Here is a 25243-nt window from a genome sequence, read left to right on the forward strand (position 1 = left end):
ACTCCCCCTGAGTCAGGTGGAGTTCAGGTCCGTTTTGCTGTCGCCGCCCGCGGAGGGCGCCCAGGGTCTCACGGCCGGGCTCGCGACGCCGGCGGACACCCCCGCCGACCGGGTGCACCAGGACGTGGCGGACGCCCTGCGGCGGTATTACGAAGTCGCCGCGGCACCCTGCCGGGAGCGGACGCCGGCCAGGGTGGAGGCGGACCGGTCGATCCGGGGGCGGCCCCTGCCGGCCGGCGAACTGACCCGTCTCACGAGGGTGTCGGCCCCCACGGTGAGCCGGCACATCACGGCCCTGCGGGACGCGAGGCTCATCAGCAGCCTCCGCTTCGGCACGAGCGTCCTGCACACGCTCACCCCGCTCGGGGCGGCACCGCTGCGCGGGGCGGACAAGCCGGTCTCCTCCGTGCCGTGACCCGCGGCACGTGGCGCGGGCATTCGGCCGTTCGGCCGTTCGGTGGAAACCGCAGGCCTGTCGGTGCTCGTACGCGGACGGCGGCGGACGGCGCGGCATCGTGGCCCCCGACCCGATCCACCCGTCCCACGCAGTCCAGCAGGAGGACTCCATGCTCGGCACCGACTTCACCACCGGATCGCCCAACTGGCTCGACCTCGGCAGCCCCGACACCGATGCGGCCGCCGCGTTCTACGGCGCCGTCCTCGGCTGGCAGTTCGTCTCCGCCGGGCCCGAGGCGGGCGGATACGGCTTCTTCCAGGTGGACGGGAAGACCGTCGCCGCCCTCGGACCGCTCACCGAGGAAGGGGCGCACTCCGCTTGGATGATCCACTTCAAGACCGACGACATCGCGGCCACCGTCGAGGCCGTCACGGCCGGTGGCGGAACCGTCCGGATGGAGCCCATGGACGTCATGGGCGAGGGCATGCTGGCCCAGGCCACCGACCCGCAGGGCGCCCAGTTCGCGCTCTGGCAGCCCGGCAGGACCGCAGGCCTGGAACTCACCTCCGCCCCGAACACCCTGCTCTGGGCAGAGCTGCACGCCCCCGACCCGGAGGCGGACATCGCCTTCTACCAGGGCCTGTTCGGCTGGCGCAGCCAGGAGATGCCGGCGCCCGGTATGACGTACCGGGTACTGAGCACCGCCGAAGGGGACCAGCAGGACGCGTCCTTCGGCGGGGTCGCGCCGTTGAACGCCGGCGAGGGCGAACAGCCGCGCTGGGTACCGTACTTCCACTCGACCGACGTCGACGCCACGATCGCGGCGGCACAGTCCAAGGGCGGTTCCGTACTGATGCCGGCGACGGACGTACCCGAGGTCGGCCGGATGGCATGGCTCGGGGACCCGTTCGGAGCGGTGTTCGCACTGCTGACGCCGGATCCGCGGATGTGAGGCGGGCGGCCCGGGGGGGCTCCGGCTCAGGCGGCGGCCCTTCGCCGACCTGGAGTCCGACGACAAGGTCGTCAGGGCAGCACCCGTACATCGGCAAGCTCTCAATCCTCAGGCAGCGGAACGACGAGGACCCATTGGACCCCGTTCATCTCATTCCAGATTGTCTGGGGTTTCTGCCCTATCGAATCCCTTGGTAGACGTCAATTGGGCCATAGTGAGTCCGTAGCATGGGCTTAGCCGCGCTCCTGCAATCGTAGCTTGATCCAAGATCGCCCCATCGAATTTGGCGCCTCGCAGATCGGCTCCCGAGAGGTCCGCCATCTCTAGATTTGCGCCAGTGAGGTCCGCGTCTCGCAAATCAGCGTTGACCAGATTCACCGCCTTCAGCACCGCGTGCCGCAAAATAGAGTTACGCAAATCAGCCCGCGACAATGAACCCTTACTCAGGTCCACTTCAGTCAAGTCAACTTTTGTCAGCACAGCCGATTCCAGGAAAGCAGAACTCATATAGGCGCCCTTTAGGCTGGCACCACCGAGCCACCCCTCACTTAAGTCAATCCCTCGCATATCCGCTTTTTCAAGCGCCGAGTTGCCTAGTCGACAACGCCTAAGCTTGGCTCCTTTCAAATCGACACCGCGAAGATACGCCCTCCGCAGGTCAATCCGAAACGGCTCGTCCCAATCAGGACGGCGCCCAAGGACTGTTGCCGCAGCACTCAGGTGATCCGGCATCCGTTCGTCGATTTCCCCTTCCTGCACCGCGTTACCCCTTTGCGCGTTGGCGCGGATAAATGCCACCAACACCTCAACGATCGTCGAGTGATACTTGGGCGAGTCGTGCATAATTCGCTCAAGTGCATAAATTCCTCCTAGCTTCTCCGTTGCTGGATCAGCCGAAAGCATCTTTATAGCGGAACTGTATCTATCAATTACTTGGCCTTCACGCGTGAGCTCCGCCTGCTCACTATCTTTTTCTCGCACGTGCGTGAGAATGTCGCGGCTGTGACGAAAATTTCGATCGGTATAGTACAGGCCAATCGCCGCTACCACCCCTGCCCCTACAGCCACAATAACTGTTCGAAATCCGGTAACTACCGCTGCCACACCCGGACTCAATCCGGGTCCCATGTGTCCTGAATCAGCCCACCAAGGCCCCTTCCACACAAGCAGGAGAAAAAGTCCGGCACCAAAGGACGAAAGGGTAATCTTCGACACCCGTTTATTCATGCACCCAGGCTGCCCGAAAAGCGTTATCGATCCCGCCACAACCTCTACCCGTGTTGCCAACTTGTTACCCCACCCTCCCTTCTTGCGCATTTCCGATCGAGAACCGGTCGGATATCATCAAGAGGATCGAACATATGAATCAGGGGGAAGTTGTTGAGGCACCCCCATGCCGCCCAAAGCGGTCAAGATCGATGATCTCCACGAGTTGATTAAAAAATCCGATTCAGCCTGTCGATCCCCTGATCCACGCGTCGCGAGGAACAGGGGAAACATACGACACGACATCCGAAACGTGCACTGCACAGACAGGCAATGGTCGGTCGCATGCAACAGCACGCACCTGCACAACCAGCTCAGCTGTCTCCCGTGTCGGGGTCGTGCTGGAGATGGACACCGCTCGTGCTGGAGATGGACACCGCTCAACCCTCGAAGTCGTACTCCAGGATGTATGACGCCGCGTCCAGCACCATGTTGTTCACCTCAACGGCAACTCCCCCAGCGTCAAACGCAGTTCGCGCGATCAGCATGACCGGCACACCCGCCGGCAACGCCAGTCGCCGGGCCTCGTCGCCACTCGGCATACGGGAACGGACCTCTTCCCGGAAGTGGACCGGCTTGCGCCCGAGTTCCTCCAGCCTCGCGTAGATGCCGCCGGGACCGGTGTCCGGTCGAGCGATCGGCGTGCCCGACGCCAGAGCGGCCGCGAGGAAGGAGGTGGCCAGAAGCACCGGCTTGCCGTCGAGAACGTACCGGCGGCGGCGCACGCAAACCCGAGCCCCTTCGTCACCCAGGCCCAGCACACCCGCGATCGCGGCCGGGGCGTCCTCCTCGCCCACCTCCACCGAGTCCACGACGAGTTCACGGTCCCCGACATCGGTCGCCCAGACGGAACGCCCCTCGCCCCACTGCGCGTGAGCGAGGCGTTCGAGCCCGCGCCGCCGGATCGGCTTGAAGTCCCGGACGAACACCCCGGCTCCCTTGCGCGCCTCGACGAGCCCCTCCGCCTGCAGCACACCGAGGGCCTGCCGGGCGGTCATACGGGCGACGCCGTGCTCGGCCATGAGGTCGTTCTCACCCGGAAGCCGCTCACCGGCCCCGTACTCACCGGCCTCGATGGCCGCCCGCAGCTGCGCCGCGATGCGCTGGTATTTCGGCTGACGCCCCGTGTCCCCGCCGCTCATCCAGGCCTCTCCTCCGGTCATCTCTAGACATCCTAGGCACCAGCCGCCACACCCTGACAGCCGACCATCGGTCCCCAGCGAGCAATTCCGCACATCTCTAGAGATGTATTGACGCAGGCATGGACCACCCGCTTCACTGAATGCCCCTCACCTCTCTAGAGACGTGAGGGGCGTCCGCCGCCTGCCGTGGAGGTCTTCATGTCAGCCCACACCGCGCCCGCACAACCCGCAAGCCCCGACATGCGGGAGGCCCAGTGGCAACTCCCGCACAACCCGCGCAGTGCCAAACACGCTCGCGCGCTGCTTCGCCTACAGCTCACGGACTGGAAGATCACCGGCGAAGTCGCTGACACCGCCGAACTGTTGCTCTCGGAGCTGGTCACCAACTCCATCCGGCACGCGCGGACTCCGCCCGGCCGCGAGATCGGTCTGCGTTTCGCCACGTACGACGGGCGGCTGCGAGTCGAGGTCGCCGACGCGAGCGACCGTCGGCCGCGGCTCCGGGTAGCAGCCCCCGAAGACGAAGGGGGCCGGGGACTCACCCTCGTGCAGGCCTTGGCGGAACGCTGGGGATGCTGCCCTCGCCTGCACGGCATCGGAAGGGCGACATGGGCGGAAGTGGCCCTGCCGCGATGAACACGCGCAACACAGCGATACGGCCGATACCGTTGAAATCGCCGTACATCGCATCTCGCAGCGCATACGAGGAGATCCCCGTGGCCGACGCCTCCGTTCCCCCGCCGGACCGACCGGCCACGCCGGACGACGTCGTCACGGTGACGCTCACCTACACCGGTGACCAGGCCGAAGTGCTGCGCACGCTCGCCCTCTTGGAGGGACGTACGCCCGAGGAAGTGGCGTTGGACCACATCGCGCGTGGCGTCCCGCTGTCCTTCTCCTCTTCATTGGGAGAGGACTCGGAGGCGATGGCCGTTCTGGCGCGGGCGATGTTCGACGGACCTTCCGACTTGGCCGCCCGATCCGGCGAGGACGTGTTCGGGGAAGGTGGCCGTTGAAGCGTCATCTGTTCGGCGTCGCGGACACGTCGGTCCTCCTCGCTGTCTACAACCGGAAGGACGCTCACCATGAGTCCTCCGTACAGGCCCTCTCCCTGGTCGACCGGCTCGTGGTGTCGCCGATGGTTCTGGCCGAGTTGGACTACCACCTGACGACGAAGATCAGCGGCAAAGCGGCAGCGGACGCTCTGGCCAGCATGCGCGCCTGGGCGAGCACTGATCGGCTCACACTCGCGACCGTGGGCTGGCCGATCTTGAGCGAGGCCGAGCGTTTGATGCGTACGTACGCGGATCATGACGCTATCGGCATGACCGACGCGGTCAACGCCGTTCTGGCATGGTCTCTGCCCGAGCCGGTTGTACTCGCCTTCGACCATCACTACCGAAATGTCATCGCGCTCAGGACACCGACCGAGGCACCGCTGAAGGTGCTCCCGTAGTCGAGCAGCGCCCTCACCCCAAATGCGTAGCCGCGAACATCCGCAACACAGCCGGCAGTACGACCACGGACGGCCCCGGTTCCCCCAACGCCTTCGCGAGGTCCGACTCCAGTGCCTCCGGCGAAGTCCGCACCCCCCGTACCCCGAACGACTCCGCCAGTGCCACATAGTCCGGCCGGGTCAGTTCCGTCGCCGTGGCCTCGCCGAACGCGTCCGTCATGTACTCGCGGAGGATGCCGTAGCCGCCGTCGTCGACGATGAGCCAGGTGACGTTCAGGTCGTACTGCTTGGCCGTGGCCAGCTCCGCGATGGAGTACAGCGCACCGCCGTCCCCCGACACCGCCAGCGCCGGACGCGTCGGGTCGGCGGCCGCCGCGCCCAGTGCCGCCGGGAAGCCGTAGCCGAGGCCGCCGGCGCCCTGGGCGGAGTGGAGGTGGTTGGGGCCCTTCGCGTCGAAGGCCGACCAGGCCCAGTAGGCGAGGATCGTCATGTCCCAGAAGGACGGGGAGTTGGGCGGCAGGGCCCTGCGTACCGACTCCAACACGCCCTGTTCCAGGGTCAGTTCCTGGGACGCGATGCGTTCGCGGACCTTACCCAGCAGCTCCCCCACCCGCACCGGCGCCGAAGTGTCCGCCCGCTCCGTCACCGTCTCCAGCAGCGCCTGCAGCCCGTGCCACGCGTCCGCGTGGATGCCCAACGCCGGGTGGTTCGACTCCAGTTTGCCGAGGTCCGCCTCGATCTGGATGACGTGCCCTCGTGGTTTGAACGTGTGGTAATTGGAGGAGAGTTCACCCAGACCCGAGCCAACTACCAGTACTACGTCCGCGTCCTCCAGGAAGTCCGTCGTATGGCGGTCCTCCAGCCACGACTGCAACGACAGCGGGTGCGTCCAGGGGAACGCGCCCTTGCCACCCGGCGTCGTCACCACCGGCGCCTGGAGTTTCTCCGCCAACTGCCGCAGCTTCTTCGACGCGTCCGCCCGTACGACTCCCCCGCCCGCGATGATCGCGGGACGCACCGCGCGCGACAGCAAGTCGGCTGCTACGGCGGTCAGTTCGGGGCGCGGGAGGACGTCCTCCGGTGTCGCGTCCACCGCCGTCACCACCGGGAGCAGGGTCGGAGCCAGCAGCACGTCCTGGGGGATCTCCACCCACACCGGGCCGTGCGGAGCCGTCAGCGCCGACTTCCACGCCTCCGCGATCGCGGACGGGATCTGCGACTGGGCACGGACCGTGTGGACGGACTTCACCACGCCCCTGAACGAGGCCGACTGGTCGGGCAGTTCATGCAAATACCCATGCCTGCCACCGCCCAGACCCGCCGTCGGGATCTGGCTGCTGATCGCCAGCACCGGCGCCGAAGCCGCCCTCGCCTCCTGGAGCGCCGCCAGCGACGTCAGCGCGCCCGGGCCCGTCGACAGCAGCAGCGGTGCCGCCTCGCCCGTGATGCGGCCGTACGCGTCCGCCGCGAACCCGGCGTTGTTCTCCACCCGCAGGCCGATGTAGCGCAGGTCGGAGCGGCGCAGCGCGTCGAACATGCCGAGCGCGTGCTGGCCCGGCAGACCGAAGACGGTTGTCGCGCCGAGCCCGGCCAGGGTCTCCACGACCAGGTCGCCGCCGTTGCGCCCGGGGGGCGGGTTCAGGGCGGCGGTGATCTGCGCGGCCGTCGGGCGGAGTTCCAGGTCGTGGTCGTGCGTCACTTGCTCTCTGTCTCCCTACGAGTCACCAATTGCCCGGCCGGTGTTACGAGTTGCGCGCCTCCGCGATCTGCCGGGACATGATCGTGATCAGGTCGTACGCGGTGTGCGACGCGGCCACCGACGTGATCTCGGCGTGGTCGTATGCCGGTGCCACCTCGACGACGTCCGCCGACACCAGGTTGCAGGATGCCAGGCCGCGCAGGATCTCCAGAAGTTCGCGGGAGGTCATGCCGCCGGCCTCGGGCGTGCCGGTGCCGGGCGCGTGGGCCGGGTCGAGGCAGTCGATGTCGATGGAGATGTACAGGGGGCGGTCGCCGATGCGCTGGCGCAGCTGGTCGGCGACCTCGTCGGCGCCCCGGCGGTAGACGTCCGCCGAGGTGACGATGCCGAAGCCCATCTTCTCGTCGTCCTTGAGGTCCTGCTTGCCGTACAGCGGACCGCGGATACCGACGTGCGAGAGCGCCTCCGTGTCGAGGATGCCCTCCTCGACCGCCCTGCGGAACGGCGTCCCGTGGGTGTACTCGGCGCCGAAGTACGTGTCCCAGGTGTCGAGATGGGCGTCGAAGTGCAGCAGGGCCACCGGGCCGTGCTTCTTCGCGACCGAACGCAGCAGCGGGAGCGCGATGGTGTGGTCGCCGCCCAGGGTCATCAACCGCGCGCCGGTGCCCAGGAGTTGGTCCGCCGCGGCCTCGATGGTCTCGACGGCCTCGTTGATGTTGAACGGGTTCGCCGCGATGTCACCGGCGTCCGCGACCTGCGCGAGCGCGAACGGGGACGCGTCCTGCGCCGGGTTGTAGGGCCGCAGCAGCCGGGACGCCTCGCGGATCGCGTTGCCGCCGAAGCGCGCGCCCGGCCGGTACGAGACACCGGCGTCGAACGGCACCCCGACCACCGCCACGTCCGCGGTGCCGACCTCGTCCAGACGCGGCAGCCGCGCGTAGGTCGCGGGTCCGGCGTACCGCGGGGTGCGGGAGGAGTCGACCGGGCCGCGGGGCGTCTCGTTGCTGGTCATGGGCACTGCCTTCTTTCCTACGCTTCGTCGCGTATGGGATTTTTCCTGCGGGTTTGTACACCTGACTACGACTTTACTGGTGGGCGGCGACGGGCTCGGACGCGCGTTCGGGTGCGCCGCGCCCCGCGAGCCGGTCCCGCCACGCGGCGAGTACGGCCGCGTCGGTCGCCGGCGTGGCGAGGGAGACGGTCACATAGGCGGCCAGAGACAGCAACAGGCCGTAGTACACAGGCTCGTTGGCGAGGATGCCGTAGCCCGCCATCAGGCCGACGACCGCGAGGCCGCCGACGATCACCGAGGCGAGCGCGCCCTGTGCGGTGCCGCGCTTCCACAGCAGGCCACCGAGGATCGGGACGAGGAGTCCGCCGACGAGGAGGTTGTAGGCCACGGTCAGCGCCTCGACGACGTTGTTGAGCGCGATCGCCGTGACGATCACCGCGACGCCCATGACGAGGATGAAGGCACGGTTGCCGCGCACCTCGTCACGCTCCTCGTCGTCCTCCCGCCGTACGGCGCCCCGCAGCCGCGACCAGATGTCGTTGTTGGCCACCGTGGCGCAGGCGATCAGCGCGCCGGACGACGTGGACATCACTGCGGCCAGGGCGGCGGCGAGCACCAACCCCCGCACCCCGACCGGGAGTTCGTCCTTGACGAAGGTCGCGAAGGCGTCGTCCGGGCTGCCGAGGTTCGGGTAGAGGACCTTGGCCGCCGTACCGATGACGGCGCCCGCGACGGCGTAGACGAGGCAGTAGGTGCCCGCGACCGTGCCGCCCCACTTGGCGGTCCTGTCGCTGCCCGCCGTGAACACGCGCTGCCAGATGTCCTGGCCGATGAGCATGCCGAACGTGTAGATCAGGACGTAGGTGAAGATCGTCTCGCCGCCGATGCCCAGCGGGTCGAAGTACCCGGTGGGCAGCTTCGCCCTCATCTCGCTGAAGCCGCCGGCCTTGACGACCGCGATCGGCAGGAGCAGGAGCAGCACGCCGATCGTCTTCACCACGAACTGCACCATGTCCGTCAGCGTGATGGACCACATGCCGCCGAGCGTCGAGTACGCGACGACGATCGAGCCGCCGAGGACGATCGCGAGGGTGCGGTTCATGTCGAAGAGGACGTCGAAGATCGTGGCGTAGGCGATGGTCGAGGTGACCGCCAGCATCAGGGTGTACGCCCACATGACGATGCCGGAGACGACCCCCGCGCGGCCGCCGTACCTGAGATCGAGCATCTCGGAGACGGTGTACACCTTCAGGCGGGCGATGCGGGCGGAGAAGAACACGGAGAGGGCTAGCAGGCCGAGGCCGATGGTGAAGACCATCCAGGCGCCGGAGAGGCCGTACTGGTAGCCGAGACCGACTCCGCCGATGGTGGACGCGCCGCCCAGGACGATCGCGGCCATGGTGCCGGAGTACATGACCGGGCCCAGGCGGCGGCCCGCGACCAGGAAGTCGCTCTTGGACTTGGCGCGGCGCATGCCCCACCAGCCCATGGCCAGCATGCCGGCCAGGTAGACGACGATCACGGTGTAGTCGACGGCCATGTGGGGGCCTCCTTCGCGCACTCTCGGGGTCGTCCCGGGGTCTCGGGGTGGCTTGCGTCGCGACTGACCCTAGGTGGCCGGAAAGCGGCTGCGAAGTGTACGTTTCATCCATTCGAGCCCGAGGCAATGGAGGAAACGTCCACCATGCCGGACCTCACGGTTCCGCCCACACCACCCACCCCACCCGTGCTTCTCTCCGCCCTCCTGGCCCGCGAGGACCTGGGGCTGCGGCAGATCGCCGGGCCGTCCGACCCCGGCATCGCGATCCACTGGGCGCACACGTCGGAGATGCCGGACCCGTATCCGTACCTGCTGGGCGGCGAACTGCTCCTCACCGCGGGGGTCCACATCCCGGACGCGGCCGGCTCGGGCACGTACTTCGACGACTACGTCGCCCGGATCGTCGAGGCGGGCGGCGTGGCCCTCGGCTTCGGCGTCGCACCGGTCCACGACACGGTGCCGCGCGCCCTGGTCGCGGCCTGCGACCACTACGACCTCCCCCTACTGGAAGTCCCGCCGCCCACCCCGTTCTCCCGCGTGGCCCGCGCGGTCTGGCAGCTGATGGCCCAGGCCCGCCTCGCCGAACTCCGCCGCGTCACCGAGGCCCAACAGAGCCTCGCCGCAGCGGCCTCCCGCCCTGATCCGGTCCCTTCGGTACTACGACAGCTCGCCCAGCGGGTCGGCGGGCGCGCGGTGCTGTTCGGTCCTGACGGGACGGAGATCGCGGGGGCGGGGCGGGGTGCCGGGGGAGTTGGAGCGACGGGGGCGGAGGCGGGAGGTAGGACGGGTTCGACGGGTACGTGGGCGGGACGCGGAGCGGGAGCGGTCGGCGCGGAGGCGAGCGGCGCGAAGGTGCGGGAGGCGTTGGCGGAGCTGGCCCGGGTGGTCCGGCCCCCGGCCGCTCCCACTTCGTCCCCCGCCTCATCCCGTAGGTCCCCCGCCTCATCCCCTACGTCTCCCACCACACCCTCTAAGTCCTCCACCTCCACCTCCCTCGACGGCACGCCCCCGAACCGCCCCGCCCCCACCTCCGCCACCGACACCGTCCCCGGCGCCCACCTCGCCGCGTACGCCCTCGGTACCGGTCAGGGTTTCGTCCTGGGGGTCGCCGCCCCGCGGCGCGCCCCCGGCGACCACACCATCGCCTCCGTCGCCGCCGTACTCCTCTCCCTCCTCACCGGCGAGCACCAGAGCCGCACGGGAGCGGACCGTTCGTCGGCGCTCGTACGGCTGCTGCTGGGCGCCGCGCCGGAGGACGTCGCGTCGCTGCTCGGCGGGGACCGGTGGGTCGTCGTGCACGCACGACCGGACACGCCCGCGCCCGACCCCGTCGCCGCGTCCGCGCTGGGCGCCGCCCTCGGTTCCACGCTGATCGACCGGACACCGGAGGTCGTACGGGTGCTCCTCCCCGCCGATCGCGAACCCGCCCCGCAACCCGGCTGGACCCTAGGGGTCAGCGCCCCCGTCACTCCCGAGGAGTGGCCCGCCGCCGACACCCAGGCGTCCCGTGCCCTGGCCCGCGCCCGTGCGACCCGTGCCCCGTTGGTACGACACGGTTCCTCCGGCCGCGCCGGTCTCGACGAACTCGTACCGCACGACGAGGCCGAGGCGCACGCCCGCACCCTGCTCGCCCCGCTCACCGCCCACCCCGCGCTCACCGAGACCCTGCGCACCTGGCTCTCCCTGCACGGGAGTTGGGACCGTACGGCGGTCGCCCTGGCCGTGCACCGCAACACCGTGCGGCAGCGGATCGCCCGGTGCGCGGCGCTGCTGGAGACGGACCTGGACGATCCGGACGTACGGATGGAGCTGTGGTTCGGCCTGCGTCACCTCTGAGTGACCCAGTGGGAGTGATCCACATCCCAGCGTTCGGGACGTCGGGCACGCGCACAACTCTCTGCTTCACAATGGGAACCATGCCGATACCCGGGACTCCCAGCCGCGCCGAGCTCGTCGATCACCTTGTGAAGACCCGTATCGCGGGCGACGTAGCCACGCCCCGTGAGAACAACCTCTCGCACTACCGCAAGCTCGCGAACGGCGATCGCCACTACTGGTTCGGCCTGGAGTTCGGCAGCCGTTGGACCGACGAGCAGGACGTGCTCGCGGTGATGGCGGAGCGGGTGGGTGTGAACGACGATCCCGAGTACCGCTACGGCCAGGACACCATCGACCCGGAGCTGACGGTCGAGGGTCTCGACCGGCTGGCGGCGCGGCTGCGCAAGGCGGCCGACGGGCGGCAGCGGGTGCTTTTCGCGACCGGTCACCCGGGTGGTCTGCTGGACGTGCACCATGCCACGGCCGCCGCCCTGCGCACGGCCGGCTGCGAGATCGTCGTGATCCCGGACGGGCTGCAGACGGAGGAGGGGTACGTCATGCAGTTCGCGGACGTGGCCGTCCTGGAGCACGGCGCCACGCTCTGGCACACGCACTCCGGTGAGCCGATGAAGGCGATCCTCACCGCCCTGGAGCGCGAGGGCCGCCCGCTGCCGGACCTGGTGGTCGCCGACCACGGCTGGGCGGGCTACGCGGGGCGGCACGGCATCGACTCCGTCGGTTACGCCGATTCGAACGACCCGGCGCTCTTCCTCGCCGAGTCGGAGGGCACCGTCCAGGTGGCGGTCCCCCTCGACGACCACGTCGTCAGCCCCAGGTACTACGACCCGATGACGGCGTATCTGCTGGCGGAGGCCGGACTGTCGTCCTGAGCACCTGGCTCGGCCGGACTCCTGGCTCGATTGGGCTCGACTCTCCTGTCACGGCCAGGGGTTGAGCCCCTCCGCCCGGCGCTGCGCGTACCCCGGTGTCGGGTCCAGGTACACCCGGTTCACCGACGGGAACGCCTCGCGCAGTCGCTGTTCGGCCTGTTCGCAGGCCCACTCGATCTGCGCAGCGCTCGACCTGTCCCGGAAGTCGATCTTCGCGGCCACCAGCGCCTCGCGCGGGCCCTGCACGAGGGTCGTCAACTCCAGTACGGCTTCGATGTGTTCGACCCCGAGCAGCTCTTCCTTGATCCGGTCCCGCATGGCCTTGGGGAGCCGGCGGCCGATGAGGAGTTCCGCGTTGGAGCGGCCCAGCACCCAGGCGACGCAGAGCAGCAGGGCGCCGATGCACAGCGAGGCGATGCCGTCCCAGACGCCGGAACCCGTGAGCTGGCCGCCGAGCAGGCCGCCGGCCGCGAGGACCAGGCCGACCAGGGCGGCGGAGTCCTCCAGGACTACGGCCTTCACGGCGGTGTCGGGGGTGTAGCGGAGGTACCGCTTGAAGGAGGCGTCGAAGCGAGCCGCCTCGCCGCGCGCCTGGCGTACGCCCGTCCGCAGGGAGTAGCCCTCCAGGAGGAAGGCGACGCCGAGCACGATGTAGGAGATCAGCGGGTCGCCGAGGTCCTCGCCGGCGACGAGGGTGTGGACGCCGTCGTAGATCGAGAAGACCGCGCCGCCGACGAAGGTGGCGACGGCGGCGAGCATCGCCCAGATGTAGCGCTCGGGGCCGTAGCCCAGGGGGTGTTCCTCGTCGGCGGGTTTCCCGCTGCGTTTGAGGGCGGTCAGGAGGAGGAGTTCGGTCACCGTGTCGGCGACGGAGTGCGCGGCCTCCGACAGCATCGCGCTGGAGCCGCTGATGACGCCGGCGACCGCCTTGGCGAGCGCGATGCCCAGGTTGGCGACGGCCGCGACAATTACGGTGACGGTGGACTCGCCGCCACCGTCACCCTCCTCTGTTTCTGCCATGCCCTCAGTGTTCCCGAGGAACCCGGACCACGCCCTCCTGAATGACGGAGATGGCCAGTTGGCCGTCCTGCGTGTAGATCCGCGCCTGCCCGAGCCCCCGCCCTCCGGACGCCGACGGCGACTCCTGGTCGTAGAGCAGCCACTCGTCCGCGCGGAACGGCCGGTGGAACCACATCGCGTGGTCGAGGGAGGCCCCTACGACGTCCCCTACGGCCCAGCCGCCGCGGCCGTGCGCGAGGAGGATCGAGTCGAGGAGGGTCATGTCGGAGACGTAGGTCGCGAGTACTACGTGGAGGAGGGGGTCGTCGGCGAGCTTGCCGTTGGTGCGGAACCAGACCTGCGAGTGCGGTTCGCGGGGCTCGCCGAACTTGCCGTACGGCGGCTCCTCGACGTAGCGCAGGTCGATGGCCTCGCGGGCCTCCAGGAACTTCTCCACGACCTCGGGGGCGATGTGGTCGTAGCCGCGCAGCCGGTCCTGCGAGGTGGGCAGCGTGACCGGGTCGGGGGCGGCCGGCATGGGGGCCTGGTGCTCGAAGCCGTCCTCGTGCTTCTGGAAGGACGCGGACAGGGCGAAGATCGGCTGCCCGTGCTGGACGGCGACGGTGCGGCGGGCGCTGAAGGAGCGGCCGTCGTTCATGCGCTCGACGGTGTAGACGATGGGCGCGCCGGGGTCGCCGGGGCGCAGGAAGTACGCGTGCAGGGAGTGGGCGAGGCGGTCCTCGGGGACCGTACGCCCGGCGGCGACGAGGGCCTGGGCCGCCACCTGTCCGCCGAAGACGCGGGGGACGACGGCGGCCTGGGACCGGCCGCGGAAGATGTTCTCCTCGATCTGCTCAAGGTCGAGCAGATCGAGGAGAGACTGAAGTGCCTGGCTCATGGCACCTTTTCTACTGGCCGGTAATTTCGGGGACCTTACAGGCCCATGTCCTTCGCGATGATCGTCTTCATGATCTCGCTGGTGCCGCCGTAGATGCGGTTGACGCGGTTGTCCGCGTACAGGCGGGCGATCGGGTACTCGTTCATGAAGCCGTAGCCGCCGTGCAGCTGGAGGCAGCGGTCGATCACGCGGTGGGCGACCTCGGTGGTGAACAGCTTGGCGCTGGCCGCCTCGGCGGGGGTCAGCTCACCGGCGTCCAGGGCCTCGGTCGCGCGGTCGACGACGGCCTCGGCGGCGTCCACCTCGGCCTGGCAGGCGGCCAGTTCGAACTTGGTGTTCTGGAACGCGGCGACGGGCTGGCCGAAGACCACGCGCTCCTGGACGTACTGCTTGGCGAACCGGACGGCGGCCTTGGCCTGCGCGTACGCGCCGAAGGCGATGCCCCAGCGCTCGGAGGCGAGGTTGTGGCCGAGGTAGTAGAAGCCCTTGTTCTCCTCGCCGAGGAGGTCCTCGGCCGGGACCTTCACGTCGACGAACGCCAGCTCGGCGGTGTCGGAGGTCTTCAGGCCGAGCTTGTCGAGCTTGCGGCCGACCGAGTAGCCCTCGGCCTTGGTGTCCACCACGAAGAGGGAGATGCCGTGGCGGCGGTCCTCCTTGGTGGACGGGGAGGTGCGGGCGCAGACGATCATGCGGTCGGCGTGCACGCCGCCGGTGATGAAGGTCTTGGCGCCGTTGAGGACGTAGTGCGTGCCGTCCTCGGAGAGCTTGGCGGTGGTCTTCATGCCCGCGAGGTCGGAGCCGGTGCCCGGCTCGGTCATCGCGATCGCCCACATCTCCTCGCCGGAGACGAACTTCGGCAGGAAACGCTTCTTCTGCTCGTCGGTGGCGAGCAGCTTGATGTAGGGCAGGCCGAGCAGCACGTGCACACCGGAGCCGCCGAAGGAGACACCCGCGCGCGCGGTCTCCTCATAGAGGACGGCCTCGAACTTGTACGAGTCGATGCCCGCGCCGCCGTACTCCTCGTCCACGCGGATGCCGAAGACGCCGAGCTCGGCGAGCTTGTAGTAGAAGTCGCGCGGCGCCTGGCCGGCCGCGAACCACTCGTCGTAGACGGGGACGACCTCGGCCTCGATGAAGGCCCGGAGGGTCTCCCGGAACGCCTCGTGGTCCTCGTCAAACACCGTACGGCGCACCGCCGCCACCTCCAGCTAGCCCAGGGTCCATGTCTAAGCGCTTGCTCAGAACATCACGGTACCGGCGAGTAGGGGGAGCGTCCAGCGGAATGGGCACGTAACGCTCATCACGCTGTCGCTCCGCTCACAGACCCGCATGTGCCCACCCGCCCGCCCGACTCGGTAGGCCAAGCGGCCCCGACACGGGGCTCCGCCCCGGACCCCGCCGAAGCCACAGCCTGATACCGCCCCCGTCACCCCGCCGAAGCCGCCGCCCCGAACGCCCCCCTAGCCATCCGATGCAACAACTCCGCCGTAGCCCCCCGCCCGGGCAGCGACCCAGGCCGCCCCAGATGCGGAGTCGAGTTCAGCAGCCCGAACACCGAGTGCACCGCCGACCGCGCACTGGGCTCGGCCAGCTCCGGATACACCTCCCGTACGACCTCCACCCACAACTCGACGTACTGGCGCTGGAGTTGACGCACCAGCTTGCGGTCCGTGTCGCGGAGTCGGTCCAGCTCGCGGTCGTGGAGGGTGATCAGGGGGCGGTCGTCGAGGGCGAAGTCGATGTGGCCCTCGATAAGCGAGTCGAGGAGCAGCTCCGCGGAGGTCACCCCCTCCGCCTCCGCCAGGCGGCGCTTCGCGCCCGTGAGGAGCTGGCCGCTGATGCCGACCAGCAGCTCGGCGAGCATCGCGTCCTTGCCAGGGAAGTGGCGGTACAGGCCGGGCCCGCTGATGCCGACCGCCGCGCCTATCTCGTCGACCCCGACGCCGTGGAATCCCCGCTCGGCGAAGAGCCGCGCGGCCTCCTTGAGGATCTGTTCGCGGCGGGTGGGGGCGTCGGTTCTCGTGGTCATGGAAGCAATTCTAGACAGGGAGGTTAGCGGTCGTTAACCTGAAGGAAATGGTTAACGCTCATTAACAGTCGAGTCAGTAGTCGAGAGCAACCGATCGCTGTGCGAGGGGACCCACAGAATGCAAGAGGCACCGGAGCTGACGAGCGCGGCCGATCCCGCGTCGGAGGCGTGGCGGGCCAACGAGGCGGCGCACCGCGCGCTGGGCGAGGAGCTGCGGCAGAAGCTCGCCGCGGCCCGGCTCGGCGGCGGTGAGCGGGCCCGGGACCGGCACACCGCGCGCGGCAAGCTGCTCCCCCGCGACCGCGTCGACACGCTGCTCGACCCCGGCTCGCCCTTCCTGGAGCTGGCTCCCCTCGCCGCCGACGGCATGTACGACGGGGCCGCCCCCGCCGCCGGTGTCATCGCCGGGATCGGGCGAGTGAGCGGGCGCGAGTGCGTGATCGTCGCGAACGACGCCACGGTCAAGGGCGGGACGTACTACCCGATGACCGTGAAGAAGCATCTGCGCGCCCAGGAGATCGCCCTCGAAAACCGCCTCCCCTGTATCTATCTCGTCGACTCCGGGGGCGCGTTTTTGCCCATGCAGGACGAGGTGTTCCCGGACCGCGAGCACTTCGGGCGGATCTTCTACAACCAGGCCCGGATGTCGGGGGCGGGGATTCCCCAGATCGCGGCTGTTCTCGGGTCCTGTACCGCCGGTGGGGCCTACGTCCCTGCCATGAGCGACGAGGCCGTCATCGTCCGCAACCAGGGGACGATCTTCCTGGGCGGACCGCCCCTCGTGAAGGCCGCCACCGGCGAGGTCGTCACCGCCGAGGAACTGGGCGGCGGCGACGTCCACGCACGCGTGTCGGGCGTCACCGACCACCTCGCGGAGGACGACGCGCACGCGCTGCGGATCGTCCGCACCATCGCCGCCACGCTCCCCGCGCGCGGGGCCCTCCCCTGGGAGGTCACCGAGTCGGTGGAGCCGAAGGTCGACCCGTACGGGATCTACGGCGCCGTCCCGGTCGACTCCCGTACCCCCTACGACGTACGGGAGATCATCGCGCGCGTGGTCGACGGCTCCCGTTTCGCCGAGTTCAAGGCCGAGTTCGGGCAGACCCTGGTCACCGGCTTCGCCCGCGTCCACGGCCACCCGGTCGGCATCGTCGCCAACAACGGCATCCTGTTCTCCGAATCCGCCCAGAAGGGCGCCCACTTCATCGAACTGTGCGACCAGCGCGGCATCCCCCTGGTGTTCCTCCAGAACATCTCCGGCTTCATGGTCGGCAAGGACTACGAGGCGGGCGGCATCGCCAAGCACGGCGCCAAGATGGTCACCGCCGTCGCCTGCGCGCGCGTGCCGAAGCTGACGGTGGTGGTCGGCGGTTCGTACGGCGCGGGCAACTACTCGATGTGCGGCCGGGCGTACTCCCCCCGCTTCCTGTGGATGTGGCCCGGCGCCAAGATCTCCGTCATGGGCGGCGAGCAGGCCGCGTCGGTCCTCGCGACGGTGAAGCGGGACCAGTTGGAGGGGCGCGGGGAGGAGTGGCCCGCCGAGGACGAGGACGCCTTCAAGGACCCGATCCGGCAGCAGTACGAGCGCCAGGGCAACGCCTACTACGCCACCGCCCGCCTCTGGGACGACGGGGTCATCGACCCGATGGAGACCCGCCAGGTGCTGGGTCTGGCCCTGACCGCCTGTGCCAACGCGCCCCTGGGAGACCCCCAGTTCGGCGTCTTCCGGATGTGATGAGGGTGCCCCAGATGGTCGACACATTCGAGATTCCCGAGCCGCCCGAGGTACCCGAGATGTTCGACACGGTCCTCGTGGCCAACCGGGGCGAGATCGCGGTCCGCGTCATCCGCACCCTGCGCTCGCTCGGCGTGCGCTCGGTGGCCGTCTTCTCCGACGCCGACGCGGACGCCCGGCACGTCCGCGAGGCCGACACGGCGGTACGGCTCGGCCCGGCTCCGGCGGCCGAGAGCTACCTGTCCGTGGAGCGGCTCCTGGAGGCGGCGGCCCGCTCGGGCGCGCAGGCCGTGCACCCGGGCTACGGCTTCCTCGCCGAGAACGCGGCCTTCGCGCGCGCGTGCGCCGACGCCGGGCTGGTCTTCATCGGTCCCCCGGCCGACGCGATCGCCCTCATGGGCGACAAGATCCGCGCCAAGGAGACGGTGGAGGCGGCCGGGGTCCCGGTCGTCCCCGGCGGCCGCGACCCCGAACTGGCCAAGGCTGCGCACGAGTTGGGCGCACCTGTACTCCTCAAGCCGTCGGCCGGAGGTGGCGGCAAGGGCATGCGCCTGGTCCGCGACCTCACCGTCCTGGAGGAGGAGATCGCCGCCGCCCGCCGCGAGGCCCGCGCCTCCTTCGGCGACGACACCCTCCTGGTCGAGCGCTGGGTCGACCGCCCCCGCCACATCGAGATCCAGATCCTGGCCGACGGCCACGGCAACGTCGTCCACCTCGGCGAACGCGAGTGCTCCTTGCAGCGCCGGCACCAGAAGGTCGTCGAGGAGGCCCCGAGCGTCCTCCTGGACGAGGCCACGCGCGCGGCGATGGGCGAGGCGGCGGTCCAGGCGGCCCGCTCGTGCGGGTACGCGGGCGCGGGCACGGTCGAGTTCATCGTGCCGGGCAACGACCCGTCGTCGTACTACTTCATGGAGATGAACACCCGCCTCCAAGTGGAGCACCCGGTAACGGAGTTGGTGACCGGCCTCGACCTCGTGGAGTGGCAGTTGCGGGTGGCGGCGGGCGAGCGACTGCCCTTCGCACAGGACGAGATCACGCTCACCGGGCACGCGATCGAGGCCCGCATCTGCGCCGAGACCGTGTCCGTCAAAGAGGGCGCGCGCGGGTTCCTCCCCTCCGGTGGCACCGTCCTGAAACTGAACGAACCCTCGGGCGACGGCATCCGCACCGACTCCGGCCTCTCCGAAGGCACCGAGGTCGGCAGCCTCTACGACCCGATGCTCTCCAAGGTCATCGCCTACGGCCCCGACCGCGCGACCGCCCTCAGGAAACTCCGGGCGGCCCTGGCGGACACGGTGACGCTGGGCGTGCCGACGAACGCCGGTTTCCTACGGCGGCTGCTCGCTCATCCGGCGGTCCTGGCGGGCGAGTTGGACACCGGGCTCGTCGAGCGGGAGGCGGACGGGCTCGTGCCCGGCGAGGTACCGGTGGAGGTCTACGCGGCGGCGGCGCTGCTGCGGCACGCGGCGCTCGCGCCCGGGCGGAGCTCCGGCTGGGCCGACCCGTTCGCCGCCACGGACGGCTGGCGGCTGGGCGGGGAGCGGGCCTGGACGGCGCACCCGCTCCAGGTGCCGGGCCACGACCCGGTGACCGTGCGCGTACGCCGCACGCCCGAGGGCGGGACCGAACTACTGCCGGACGGCGCCGAGAAGCCGCTCGGCGGGTCCGGCCGGCCCGGGCCCGACGGCCGGTTCGTCCTGCGGCTCGACGGACTCGTCCACACCTTCACCGCCCTGCCGGACGGCACCTGGCTGGGCCGGGACGGGGACGCCTGGCAGGTGCGGGACCACGATCCGGTGGCCGCGTCGCTCAGCGGGGCCGACCGGTCCGGTGCCGGTTCGCTGACCGCGCCGATGCCGGGGACGGTGACCGTGGTGAAGGTCGCCGTGGGGGATCAAGTGGCCGCGGGGCAGAGCCTGTTGGTGGTGGAGGCGATGAAGATGGAGCACGTCGTCTCCGCGCCGCACGCCGGCACCGTCGCCGAACTCGACGTGACACCCGGCGCGACGGTCGCCATGGACCAGGTGCTGGCGGTCGTCACACCCCTGGAGGAGGACCAGTGACACTCGGACCGGAGACACTCCCGATGGTCGTACCGGCCCCCGATCTGCCCGCCCGGGTGCGCATCCACGAGGTGGGGGCGCGGGACGGGCTGCAGAACGAGAAGTCGACCGTGCCCACGGAGGTGAAGGCCGAGTTCGTGCGGCGGCTGGCCGACGCGGGCCTGACCACGATCGAGGCGACGAGCTTCGTCCACCCCAAGTGGGTGCCCCAACTGGCCGACGCCGAGCAGCTGTTCCCGCTCGTGCGGGATCTGCCGGGCGTGGACCTCCCCGTCCTCGTGCCGAACGGCCGCGGACTCGACCGGGCGCTGTCCCTGAAGGCGACCCGCGTCGCCGTCTTCGCCAGCGCCACCGAGTCCTTCGCGAAGGCCAACCTCAACCGCACGGTGGACGAGTCGCTGGCCGTGTTCGCCCCGGTCGTGGCCCGCGCCAAGGACGAGGGCGCCCATGTGCGCGGCTACGTCTCCATGTGCTTCGGCGACCCCTGGGAGGGCGCGGTCCCCATCGCTCAAGTGGTGCGTGTCTGCCGGGCGCTGGTCGACATGGGCTGCGACGAGCTGAGCCTCGGCGACACGATCGGCGTCGCAACTCCGGGACACGTACTGGAACTTCTCGCCGCGCTCAACGAACAGCACGTCCCCACCGACGTGTTGGGCGTGCACTTCCACGACACCTACGGCCAGGCACTGGCCAACACCTACGCGGCACTGGAGCACGGTGTCACCACCGTGGACGCCTCCGCGGGCGGCCTCGGCGGCTGCCCGTTCGCCAAGTCCGCCACCGGCAACCTCGCCACCGAAGACCTCGTGTGGATGCTCCAGGGCCTCGGCATCGACACCGGAGTCGACCTCGCCCGTCTCACCGCCACCAGCGTGTGGATGGCCGAACAACTGGGCCGACCCAGCCCGTCCCGCACCGTCCGCGCACTCGGTAAAACAGCGCGGCCCCACAAGGAGCAGTGACCGCCATGGACCACCGTCTCTCCCCCGAGCTGGAAGAACTCCGCCGTACGGTCGAGGAGTTCGCGCACGACGTCGTGGCGCCGAAGATCGGCGACTTCTACGAGCGGCACGAGTTCCCGTACGAGATCGTCCGCGAGATGGGCCGCATGGGCCTGTTCGGGCTGCCGTTCCCCGAGGAGTACGGCGGGATGGGCGGCGACTATCTCGCGCTCGGCCTGGTCCTTGAGGAGCTGGCCCGGGTCGACTCGTCGGTCGCGATCACCCTGGAGGCCGGGGTGTCGCTGGGCGCGATGCCGATCCATCTCTTCGGCACCGACGCGCAGAAGGCCGAGTGGCTGCCCCGGCTGTGCTCCGGCGAGATCCTCGGCGCCTTCGGGCTGACCGAGCCGGACGGCGGCTCCGACGCGGGCGCGACGCGGACGACGGCCCGACTGGACCCGGACACCGACGAATGGGTGATCAACGGTTCCAAGTGCTTCATCACCAACTCCGGTACGGACATCACCGGTCTGGTGACGGTCACCGCGGTCACCGGCCGCAAGCCGGACGGCAAGCCGCTGATCTCGTCGATCATCGTGCCGTCCGGGACGCCCGGCTTCACGGTCGCGGCGCCGTACTCGAAGGTCGGCTGGAACGCCTCGGACACCCGCGAGCTGTCCTTCGCGGACGTCCGGGTCCCGGCGGCGAACCTGCTCGGCGAACTCGGCCGCGGCTACGCCCAGTTCCTGCGCATCCTCGACGAGGGCCGCATCGCGATCGCGGCGCTGGCCACCGGTCTCGCGCAGGGCTGTGTCGACGAGTCGGTGAAGTACGCCAAGGAACGGCACGCGTTCGGGCGGCCGATCGGCGCCAACCAGGCCATCCAGTTCAAGATCGCCGACATGGAGATGAAGGCCCACACCTCACGGCTCTCCTGGCGCGACGCGGCCTCCCGCCTGGTCGCCGGCGAGCCCTTCAAGAAGGAGGCCGCCCTCGCCAAGCTGTACTCCTCCACCATCGCCGTCGACAACGCGCGCGACGCCACGCAGGTGCACGGCGGCTACGGCTTCATGAACGAGTACCCGGTGGCCCGCATGTGGCGCGACTCCAAGATCCTGGAGATCGGCGAGGGCACCAGCGAGGTCCAACGGATGCTGATCGCCCGCGAGTTGGGCCTCACGGGCTGACAGCCGGCTGAACACGCTCAGATGCCGAGGCGCCCAGGCCTGCCGACAACTCCCCTGAGATCAGGGCGATATGGCGGTAGGCACGTTCGGCGGCGGCCAACACCCGTTCCTGTACGGCGGGTTCGCCGAGCGCGCGGTCGAGACGCCCGGTGAAGGCCGCCCAGCGGGCGCGGTCACCGCTGCCGTAGTACGAGGCGCCGTTCCCGTCCGTGAGCCGGTACGCCTCGGTGACGTAGCGGCACAGGAACATCGCGCCGAGGGTCGAGCCCTCCAACACGTAGAGGAAGCCGAGGAGTTCACGGGGTTCGGTGGCCGCGGTGCGCCGTATCTCGCCCACGAACTCCTCGGCGGCCGGCCCGGGTTCGGGGACGGCGCCCCGGGCGGCTGCGAAGTGGCGCAGGTCGCGTTCGAGGAGGGGGAGCTTGACGAGGTCGGGCGACCACACCGCGGCGACCGACGGGCAGGTGGCTCGGGCGAGTTCGGCTTCCAGCGCCGACAACACCACGCGGTAGGCGGCAAGTTGACCGACGTAGCGGCCGAGCGGCAGAGTCCCGGCGAGCATCGCGGTGGCGAACCCCGTGCGCTCCAGGGCCTCGTGCCAGGCGCGGGTGCCGCTCCGCAGCCGCTGGGTCACCGTGCTCACACTCGTACCGGAGTCGATGTCCGTGCGCGTGTCCGTCATACGCCGCTCCGCTGCCGGACCGTCGCGAGCAGACGGTCGATGAGGTGGCCCTTGCGTTCGATCGTCACGTCGAAGTAGGCGGCACTGCGCTCAGAGCGGCACACGCCGTGCACGGCGTCCTTCGCGGCGCGCTTCAGGGCCACGGCCTCCTCGGCGAGCGCGAGGAGCGTGCGCTCCAGGTGGGGGTGACCGAGAACATACGGTTTGAAGTCCTCGCGCGGGCTCCCTGCCGGTACGTCGTCGAGGAGTTCCAGGAAGACCCGGTTGCCCAGGCCGTCGAAGTCCTCGTGGGTGTTGGCGCCGCCGAACTCGGGCACGAAGTCGGTCAGGTCGTTGAACAGCTGGCTGGCGAGGCCCAGTTGACGCATCGCGCTGTCCAGGGCGAGCCGGTCGTCCTCGACCACGCGCAGCCCCGCGACCGCCGCGTCGAGCGGCATCCAGAACAGGGTTCCGGTCTTGAGGGCGGCCGTCGACTCCCAGAAGTCGACCCGTGTGGCGCGCGGCGCGGCCAGCAACTCGGCGCGCGTGAGCGCCGTACGCGAGGACATGTCGACGGCCTGCCCGGTGAAGCCGCTGCCGACCGAGCGCACCAGGCTGTCCACGACGGCGGGGTCGGCCGCGTGCCGGAGCGCGGACATGATCAGCCAGGCGCCGGCGTTCAGGGCGAGCGGGGTGCCGTGGGTGGCGTGGAGGGCGGGTTCGCCGTAGCGGACCTCGCTGCCGTCCTGGATGTCATCGAGGGCGACCGCGGCCTTCAGCAGAATCCTTACGGCAACTGCCGTGCGGCGGATCACCGCGAGGTCGGAGGCGGTTTCCGCCTTCCCCGGGAACCCCTCCGTCTCTTCGGATAACCCTTCCGCCTCCTCAGGGAACCCCCGGTAGTTGCGGTACGCCCAGTACACCATCGAGGGCCGCAGCGGGGCCCGGCCGCCGGGTGCTCCGGCCGTGGGGGGCAGCGCCTGCTGGCCCACTTTCGACCCGAGGGCGTCGGCGACCGGTTCGTACAGGGCACGGCGCAGGGCCGTGTCGTAGACGGAGACCGCCGCCGTCCGCGCCGGGGCGGTCACGGTGTCGAGGAACTCGGCGAGGTCGTCCTCCAGCAGGGCCGCGTCGCTCCGGACCACCGCTTCCACGTCCGTCACATCCATCGTGGTAGCCACTCCACCTCCGCAGACGACCGAACAACAGTGCGCAGATCCCCGTAGAAGGAGCGTGATCACAACGGCCGGACGAGACAAGGCGGTTGAAAGCCAAATCGCATAGGACATGGGCTCATAAGCCCCGCACAGGACAGCCACAGGGCACGTACAGACCGAGGCGGCGGATCACCCCGCCCACTGGACAGATAGTGAGGTTAGGCTAACCTACCTTCGAATTGTCCGGCGGGCGCTCCCGCCCTGTTCGAAAGCAGCCACACATGTCCAACGCCCGTGCCACTCACCTCTCCCGCCGCGGCATCCTCGCCGCGGGCGGCGCCCTCGGCCTCGGTGCCGCGCTCGCGGCCTGCGGCGACGACGACGCGAAAAGCGGTGGCTCGGACAAGGAGACGGCGGCCGCCAAGTCCGGCCCCTGGACCTTCAAGGACGACCGCGGCACCACCGCGAAGGCCGACAAGGTCCCGGCGAACATCGTCTCGTTCATCGGTGTCGCCGCCGCGCTGCACGACTACGGCATCGAGTCCAAGGGCGTCTTCGGGCCGACGAAGCTGAAGGACGGCAAGGCCGACGTGCAGGCCGGCGACCTCGACATCAGCAAGGTCACCATCATCGGCAACGAGTGGGGCCAGTTCAACATCGAGAAGTACGCGGCCCTCTCCCCCGACGTCCTCATCACCACGATGTTCGACTCGGCCGGAACGCTCTGGTACGTCCCGGAGGAGTCGAAGAAGAAGATCCTCGCCGTGGGGGCGCCGACCGTCGGTATCTCGGTGTACGACATCCAGCTGCCGACGCCGCTCGGGCGGATGCTGGAGCTTGCCAAGTCCCTTGGTGCGGACACCACTTCTTCTACGATCACCGCGGCCAAGAAGCGGTTCGAGGACGCGGCCGCCCGGCTGCGTGCCGCGGCCAAGGCCAAGCCGGACATCAAGGTGCTCGCGGGTTCCGCGAGCCAGGACATCTTCTACGTCTCCGGGTCCAACCTCTCCGCCGACCTTGAGTACTACAAGGCTCTCGGCGTGAACTTCGTCGAGCCGGCCGCTGCCGCGTTGAAGGCGAGTGGTGGGTGGTTCGAGAATCTGAGCTGGGAGAACGTCGACAAGTACGGGGCGGACGTCATCATGATGGACAACCGGACGTCGGCGATTCAGCCTGCGGACATTACCGAGGGCACGTGGAAGAAGCTGCCTGCGGTGAAGGCGGGGCAGGTCATCGCGCGTAATCCTGAGCCGATTCTGTCGTACGCCAAGTGCGCGCCGCTGCTTGAGGATCTCGCTAAGGCGATCGAGAACGCGAAGAAGGTCAGTTGATTTAGGGGTGGTTGAGCTTTCGTGGGGAGCTGCGGGCCGGTCGTGGCTGGTCGCGCAGTTCCCCGCGCCC

23 protein-coding genes are annotated in these 25243 nt (G+C 69.5%); 12 read left to right on the forward strand and 11 right to left on the reverse strand.

All coding sequences use genetic code 11. From position 1 onward, the window contains the following. The first annotated feature begins 34 nt into the window (after positions 1 to 34). Positions 35 to 415: a winged helix-turn-helix domain-containing protein gene (locus ACGFY9_RS20445; protein ID WP_393755878.1), complete on the forward strand. Its 381-nt coding sequence runs from the start codon at positions 35 to 37 to the stop codon at positions 413 to 415. 151 nt (positions 416 to 566) lie between these two features. Further along, entirely contained in the window at positions 567 to 1349 is a 783-nt protein-coding gene (locus ACGFY9_RS20450) for a VOC family protein (protein ID WP_393755880.1), read from the forward strand. Between the two features lie 150 nt (positions 1350 to 1499). Here ACGFY9_RS20450 and ACGFY9_RS20455 read toward each other — a convergent pair whose 3' ends face one another. Both ACGFY9_RS20455 and ACGFY9_RS20460 read right to left on the reverse strand, forming a co-directional pair. Next, positions 1500 to 2576, reverse strand: a complete 1077-nt coding sequence (locus ACGFY9_RS20455; protein WP_393755881.1) for a pentapeptide repeat-containing protein — start codon at positions 2574 to 2576, stop codon at positions 1500 to 1502. 419 nt (positions 2577 to 2995) lie between these two features. Further along, positions 2996 to 3778 (reverse strand): GntR family transcriptional regulator, encoded by a 783-nt coding sequence (locus tag ACGFY9_RS20460; protein WP_393755882.1) that lies wholly within the window; start codon positions 3776 to 3778, stop codon positions 2996 to 2998. 177 nt (positions 3779 to 3955) lie between these two features. On the opposite strand from ACGFY9_RS20460, the gene ACGFY9_RS20465 reads away from it, so the two are divergent. The 3 genes from ACGFY9_RS20465 (at position 3956) to ACGFY9_RS20475 (ending at position 5213) form a co-directional block, all read left to right on the forward strand. Next, positions 3956 to 4393: an ATP-binding protein gene (locus ACGFY9_RS20465; protein ID WP_393755884.1), complete on the forward strand. Its 438-nt coding sequence runs from the start codon at positions 3956 to 3958 to the stop codon at positions 4391 to 4393. 80 nt (positions 4394 to 4473) lie between these two features. Then, on the forward strand, positions 4474 to 4773 hold the full coding sequence (locus tag ACGFY9_RS20470; RefSeq protein WP_393755886.1) for a hypothetical protein: 300 nt from the start codon (positions 4474 to 4476) through the stop codon (positions 4771 to 4773). Further along, positions 4770 to 5213, forward strand: a complete 444-nt coding sequence (locus ACGFY9_RS20475; RefSeq protein ID WP_393755888.1) for a type II toxin-antitoxin system VapC family toxin — start codon at positions 4770 to 4772, stop codon at positions 5211 to 5213. The genes ACGFY9_RS20470 and ACGFY9_RS20475 overlap by 4 nt, the downstream gene beginning before the upstream one ends. Positions 5214 to 5226: 13 nt before the next feature. Here ACGFY9_RS20475 and ACGFY9_RS20480 read toward each other — a convergent pair whose 3' ends face one another. The 3 genes from ACGFY9_RS20480 to ACGFY9_RS20490 all read right to left on the reverse strand — a co-directional run bounded on the left by ACGFY9_RS20480 (position 5227) and on the right by ACGFY9_RS20490 (position 9464). Next, the gene (locus ACGFY9_RS20480) at positions 5227 to 6912 is read right to left on the reverse strand and encodes a thiamine pyrophosphate-binding protein (RefSeq protein ID WP_393755890.1); all 1686 of its coding nucleotides are present in this window, start codon (positions 6910 to 6912) and stop codon (positions 5227 to 5229) included. A gap of 43 nt (positions 6913 to 6955) precedes the next feature. Further along, a complete protein-coding gene (gene speB, locus ACGFY9_RS20485; RefSeq protein ID WP_393755892.1) occupies positions 6956 to 7924 on the reverse strand; it encodes an agmatinase in 969 nt (322 codons plus the stop codon). A gap of 73 nt (positions 7925 to 7997) precedes the next feature. Beyond that, positions 7998 to 9464: a sodium:solute symporter gene (locus ACGFY9_RS20490; RefSeq protein ID WP_393755894.1), complete on the reverse strand. Its 1467-nt coding sequence runs from the start codon at positions 9462 to 9464 to the stop codon at positions 7998 to 8000. Between the two features lie 144 nt (positions 9465 to 9608). Between ACGFY9_RS20490 and ACGFY9_RS20495 the strand changes: the two genes are divergently transcribed. Both ACGFY9_RS20495 and ACGFY9_RS20500 read left to right on the forward strand, forming a co-directional pair. Continuing rightward, positions 9609 to 11300: a PucR family transcriptional regulator gene (locus ACGFY9_RS20495; RefSeq protein WP_393755896.1), complete on the forward strand. Its 1692-nt coding sequence runs from the start codon at positions 9609 to 9611 to the stop codon at positions 11298 to 11300. A gap of 80 nt (positions 11301 to 11380) precedes the next feature. Further along, a complete protein-coding gene (locus tag ACGFY9_RS20500) occupies positions 11381 to 12172 on the forward strand; it encodes a phosphatase (RefSeq protein WP_393755897.1) in 792 nt (263 codons plus the stop codon). Between the two features lie 48 nt (positions 12173 to 12220). On the opposite strand, the gene ACGFY9_RS20505 is transcribed toward ACGFY9_RS20500, so the two are convergent. The 4 genes from ACGFY9_RS20505 to ACGFY9_RS20520 form a co-directional block, all read right to left on the reverse strand. Further along, positions 12221 to 13192, reverse strand: coding sequence for a cation diffusion facilitator family transporter (locus ACGFY9_RS20505; protein ID WP_393755899.1), 972 nt, complete (start codon positions 13190 to 13192; stop codon positions 12221 to 12223). A gap of 4 nt (positions 13193 to 13196) precedes the next feature. Beyond that, positions 13197 to 14069, reverse strand: coding sequence for an acyl-CoA thioesterase (locus tag ACGFY9_RS20510; RefSeq protein WP_393755901.1), 873 nt, complete (start codon positions 14067 to 14069; stop codon positions 13197 to 13199). A 35-nt stretch (positions 14070 to 14104) separates the two neighbouring features. After that, positions 14105 to 15262 (reverse strand): acyl-CoA dehydrogenase family protein, encoded by a 1158-nt coding sequence (locus ACGFY9_RS20515; protein ID WP_266768942.1) that lies wholly within the window; start codon positions 15260 to 15262, stop codon positions 14105 to 14107. 233 nt (positions 15263 to 15495) lie between these two features. Then, entirely contained in the window at positions 15496 to 16098 is a 603-nt protein-coding gene (locus ACGFY9_RS20520) for a TetR/AcrR family transcriptional regulator (RefSeq protein WP_393755903.1), read from the reverse strand. A 118-nt stretch (positions 16099 to 16216) separates the two neighbouring features. Here ACGFY9_RS20520 and ACGFY9_RS20525 point away from each other — a divergent pair, with 118 nt between their 5' ends. The 4 genes from ACGFY9_RS20525 to ACGFY9_RS20540 are packed head-to-tail and all read left to right on the forward strand — an operon-like array spanning position 16217 to position 22024. Next, entirely contained in the window at positions 16217 to 17833 is a 1617-nt protein-coding gene (locus ACGFY9_RS20525; RefSeq protein ID WP_393755905.1) for a carboxyl transferase domain-containing protein, read from the forward strand. Between the two features lie 59 nt (positions 17834 to 17892). Further along, positions 17893 to 19896 (forward strand): biotin carboxylase N-terminal domain-containing protein, encoded by a 2004-nt coding sequence (locus tag ACGFY9_RS20530; protein WP_393755977.1) that lies wholly within the window; start codon positions 17893 to 17895, stop codon positions 19894 to 19896. A gap of 23 nt (positions 19897 to 19919) precedes the next feature. After that, the gene (locus ACGFY9_RS20535; RefSeq protein WP_393755979.1) at positions 19920 to 20858 is read left to right on the forward strand and encodes a hydroxymethylglutaryl-CoA lyase; all 939 of its coding nucleotides are present in this window, start codon (positions 19920 to 19922) and stop codon (positions 20856 to 20858) included. Between the two features lie 5 nt (positions 20859 to 20863). Continuing rightward, on the forward strand, positions 20864 to 22024 hold the full coding sequence (locus ACGFY9_RS20540) for an acyl-CoA dehydrogenase family protein (protein ID WP_329350783.1): 1161 nt from the start codon (positions 20864 to 20866) through the stop codon (positions 22022 to 22024). On the opposite strand, the gene ACGFY9_RS20545 is transcribed toward ACGFY9_RS20540, so the two are convergent. Together ACGFY9_RS20545 and ACGFY9_RS20550 are read right to left on the reverse strand one after the other, a co-directional pair. Continuing rightward, positions 22014 to 22706 carry a biliverdin-producing heme oxygenase gene (locus ACGFY9_RS20545; protein ID WP_393755907.1) on the reverse strand — a complete coding sequence of 231 codons (693 nt, stop codon included), beginning with the start codon at positions 22704 to 22706 and terminating at the stop codon, positions 22014 to 22016. The genes ACGFY9_RS20540 and ACGFY9_RS20545 overlap by 11 nt on opposite strands. After that, positions 22703 to 23866, reverse strand: a complete 1164-nt coding sequence (locus ACGFY9_RS20550) for a polyprenyl synthetase family protein (protein ID WP_393755909.1) — start codon at positions 23864 to 23866, stop codon at positions 22703 to 22705. The genes ACGFY9_RS20545 and ACGFY9_RS20550 overlap by 4 nt, the downstream gene beginning before the upstream one ends. Before the next feature lie 257 nt (positions 23867 to 24123). Between ACGFY9_RS20550 and ACGFY9_RS20555 the strand changes: the two genes are divergently transcribed. Continuing rightward, positions 24124 to 25173, forward strand: coding sequence for an ABC transporter substrate-binding protein (locus ACGFY9_RS20555; protein WP_393755911.1), 1050 nt, complete (start codon positions 24124 to 24126; stop codon positions 25171 to 25173). Positions 25174 to 25243 lie beyond the last annotated feature (70 nt).

It is taken from the genome of Streptomyces sp. NPDC048504, from assembly GCF_043200035.1.
In the GTDB taxonomy this organism is placed as follows: Bacteria; Actinomycetota; Actinomycetes; order Streptomycetales; family Streptomycetaceae; genus Streptomyces.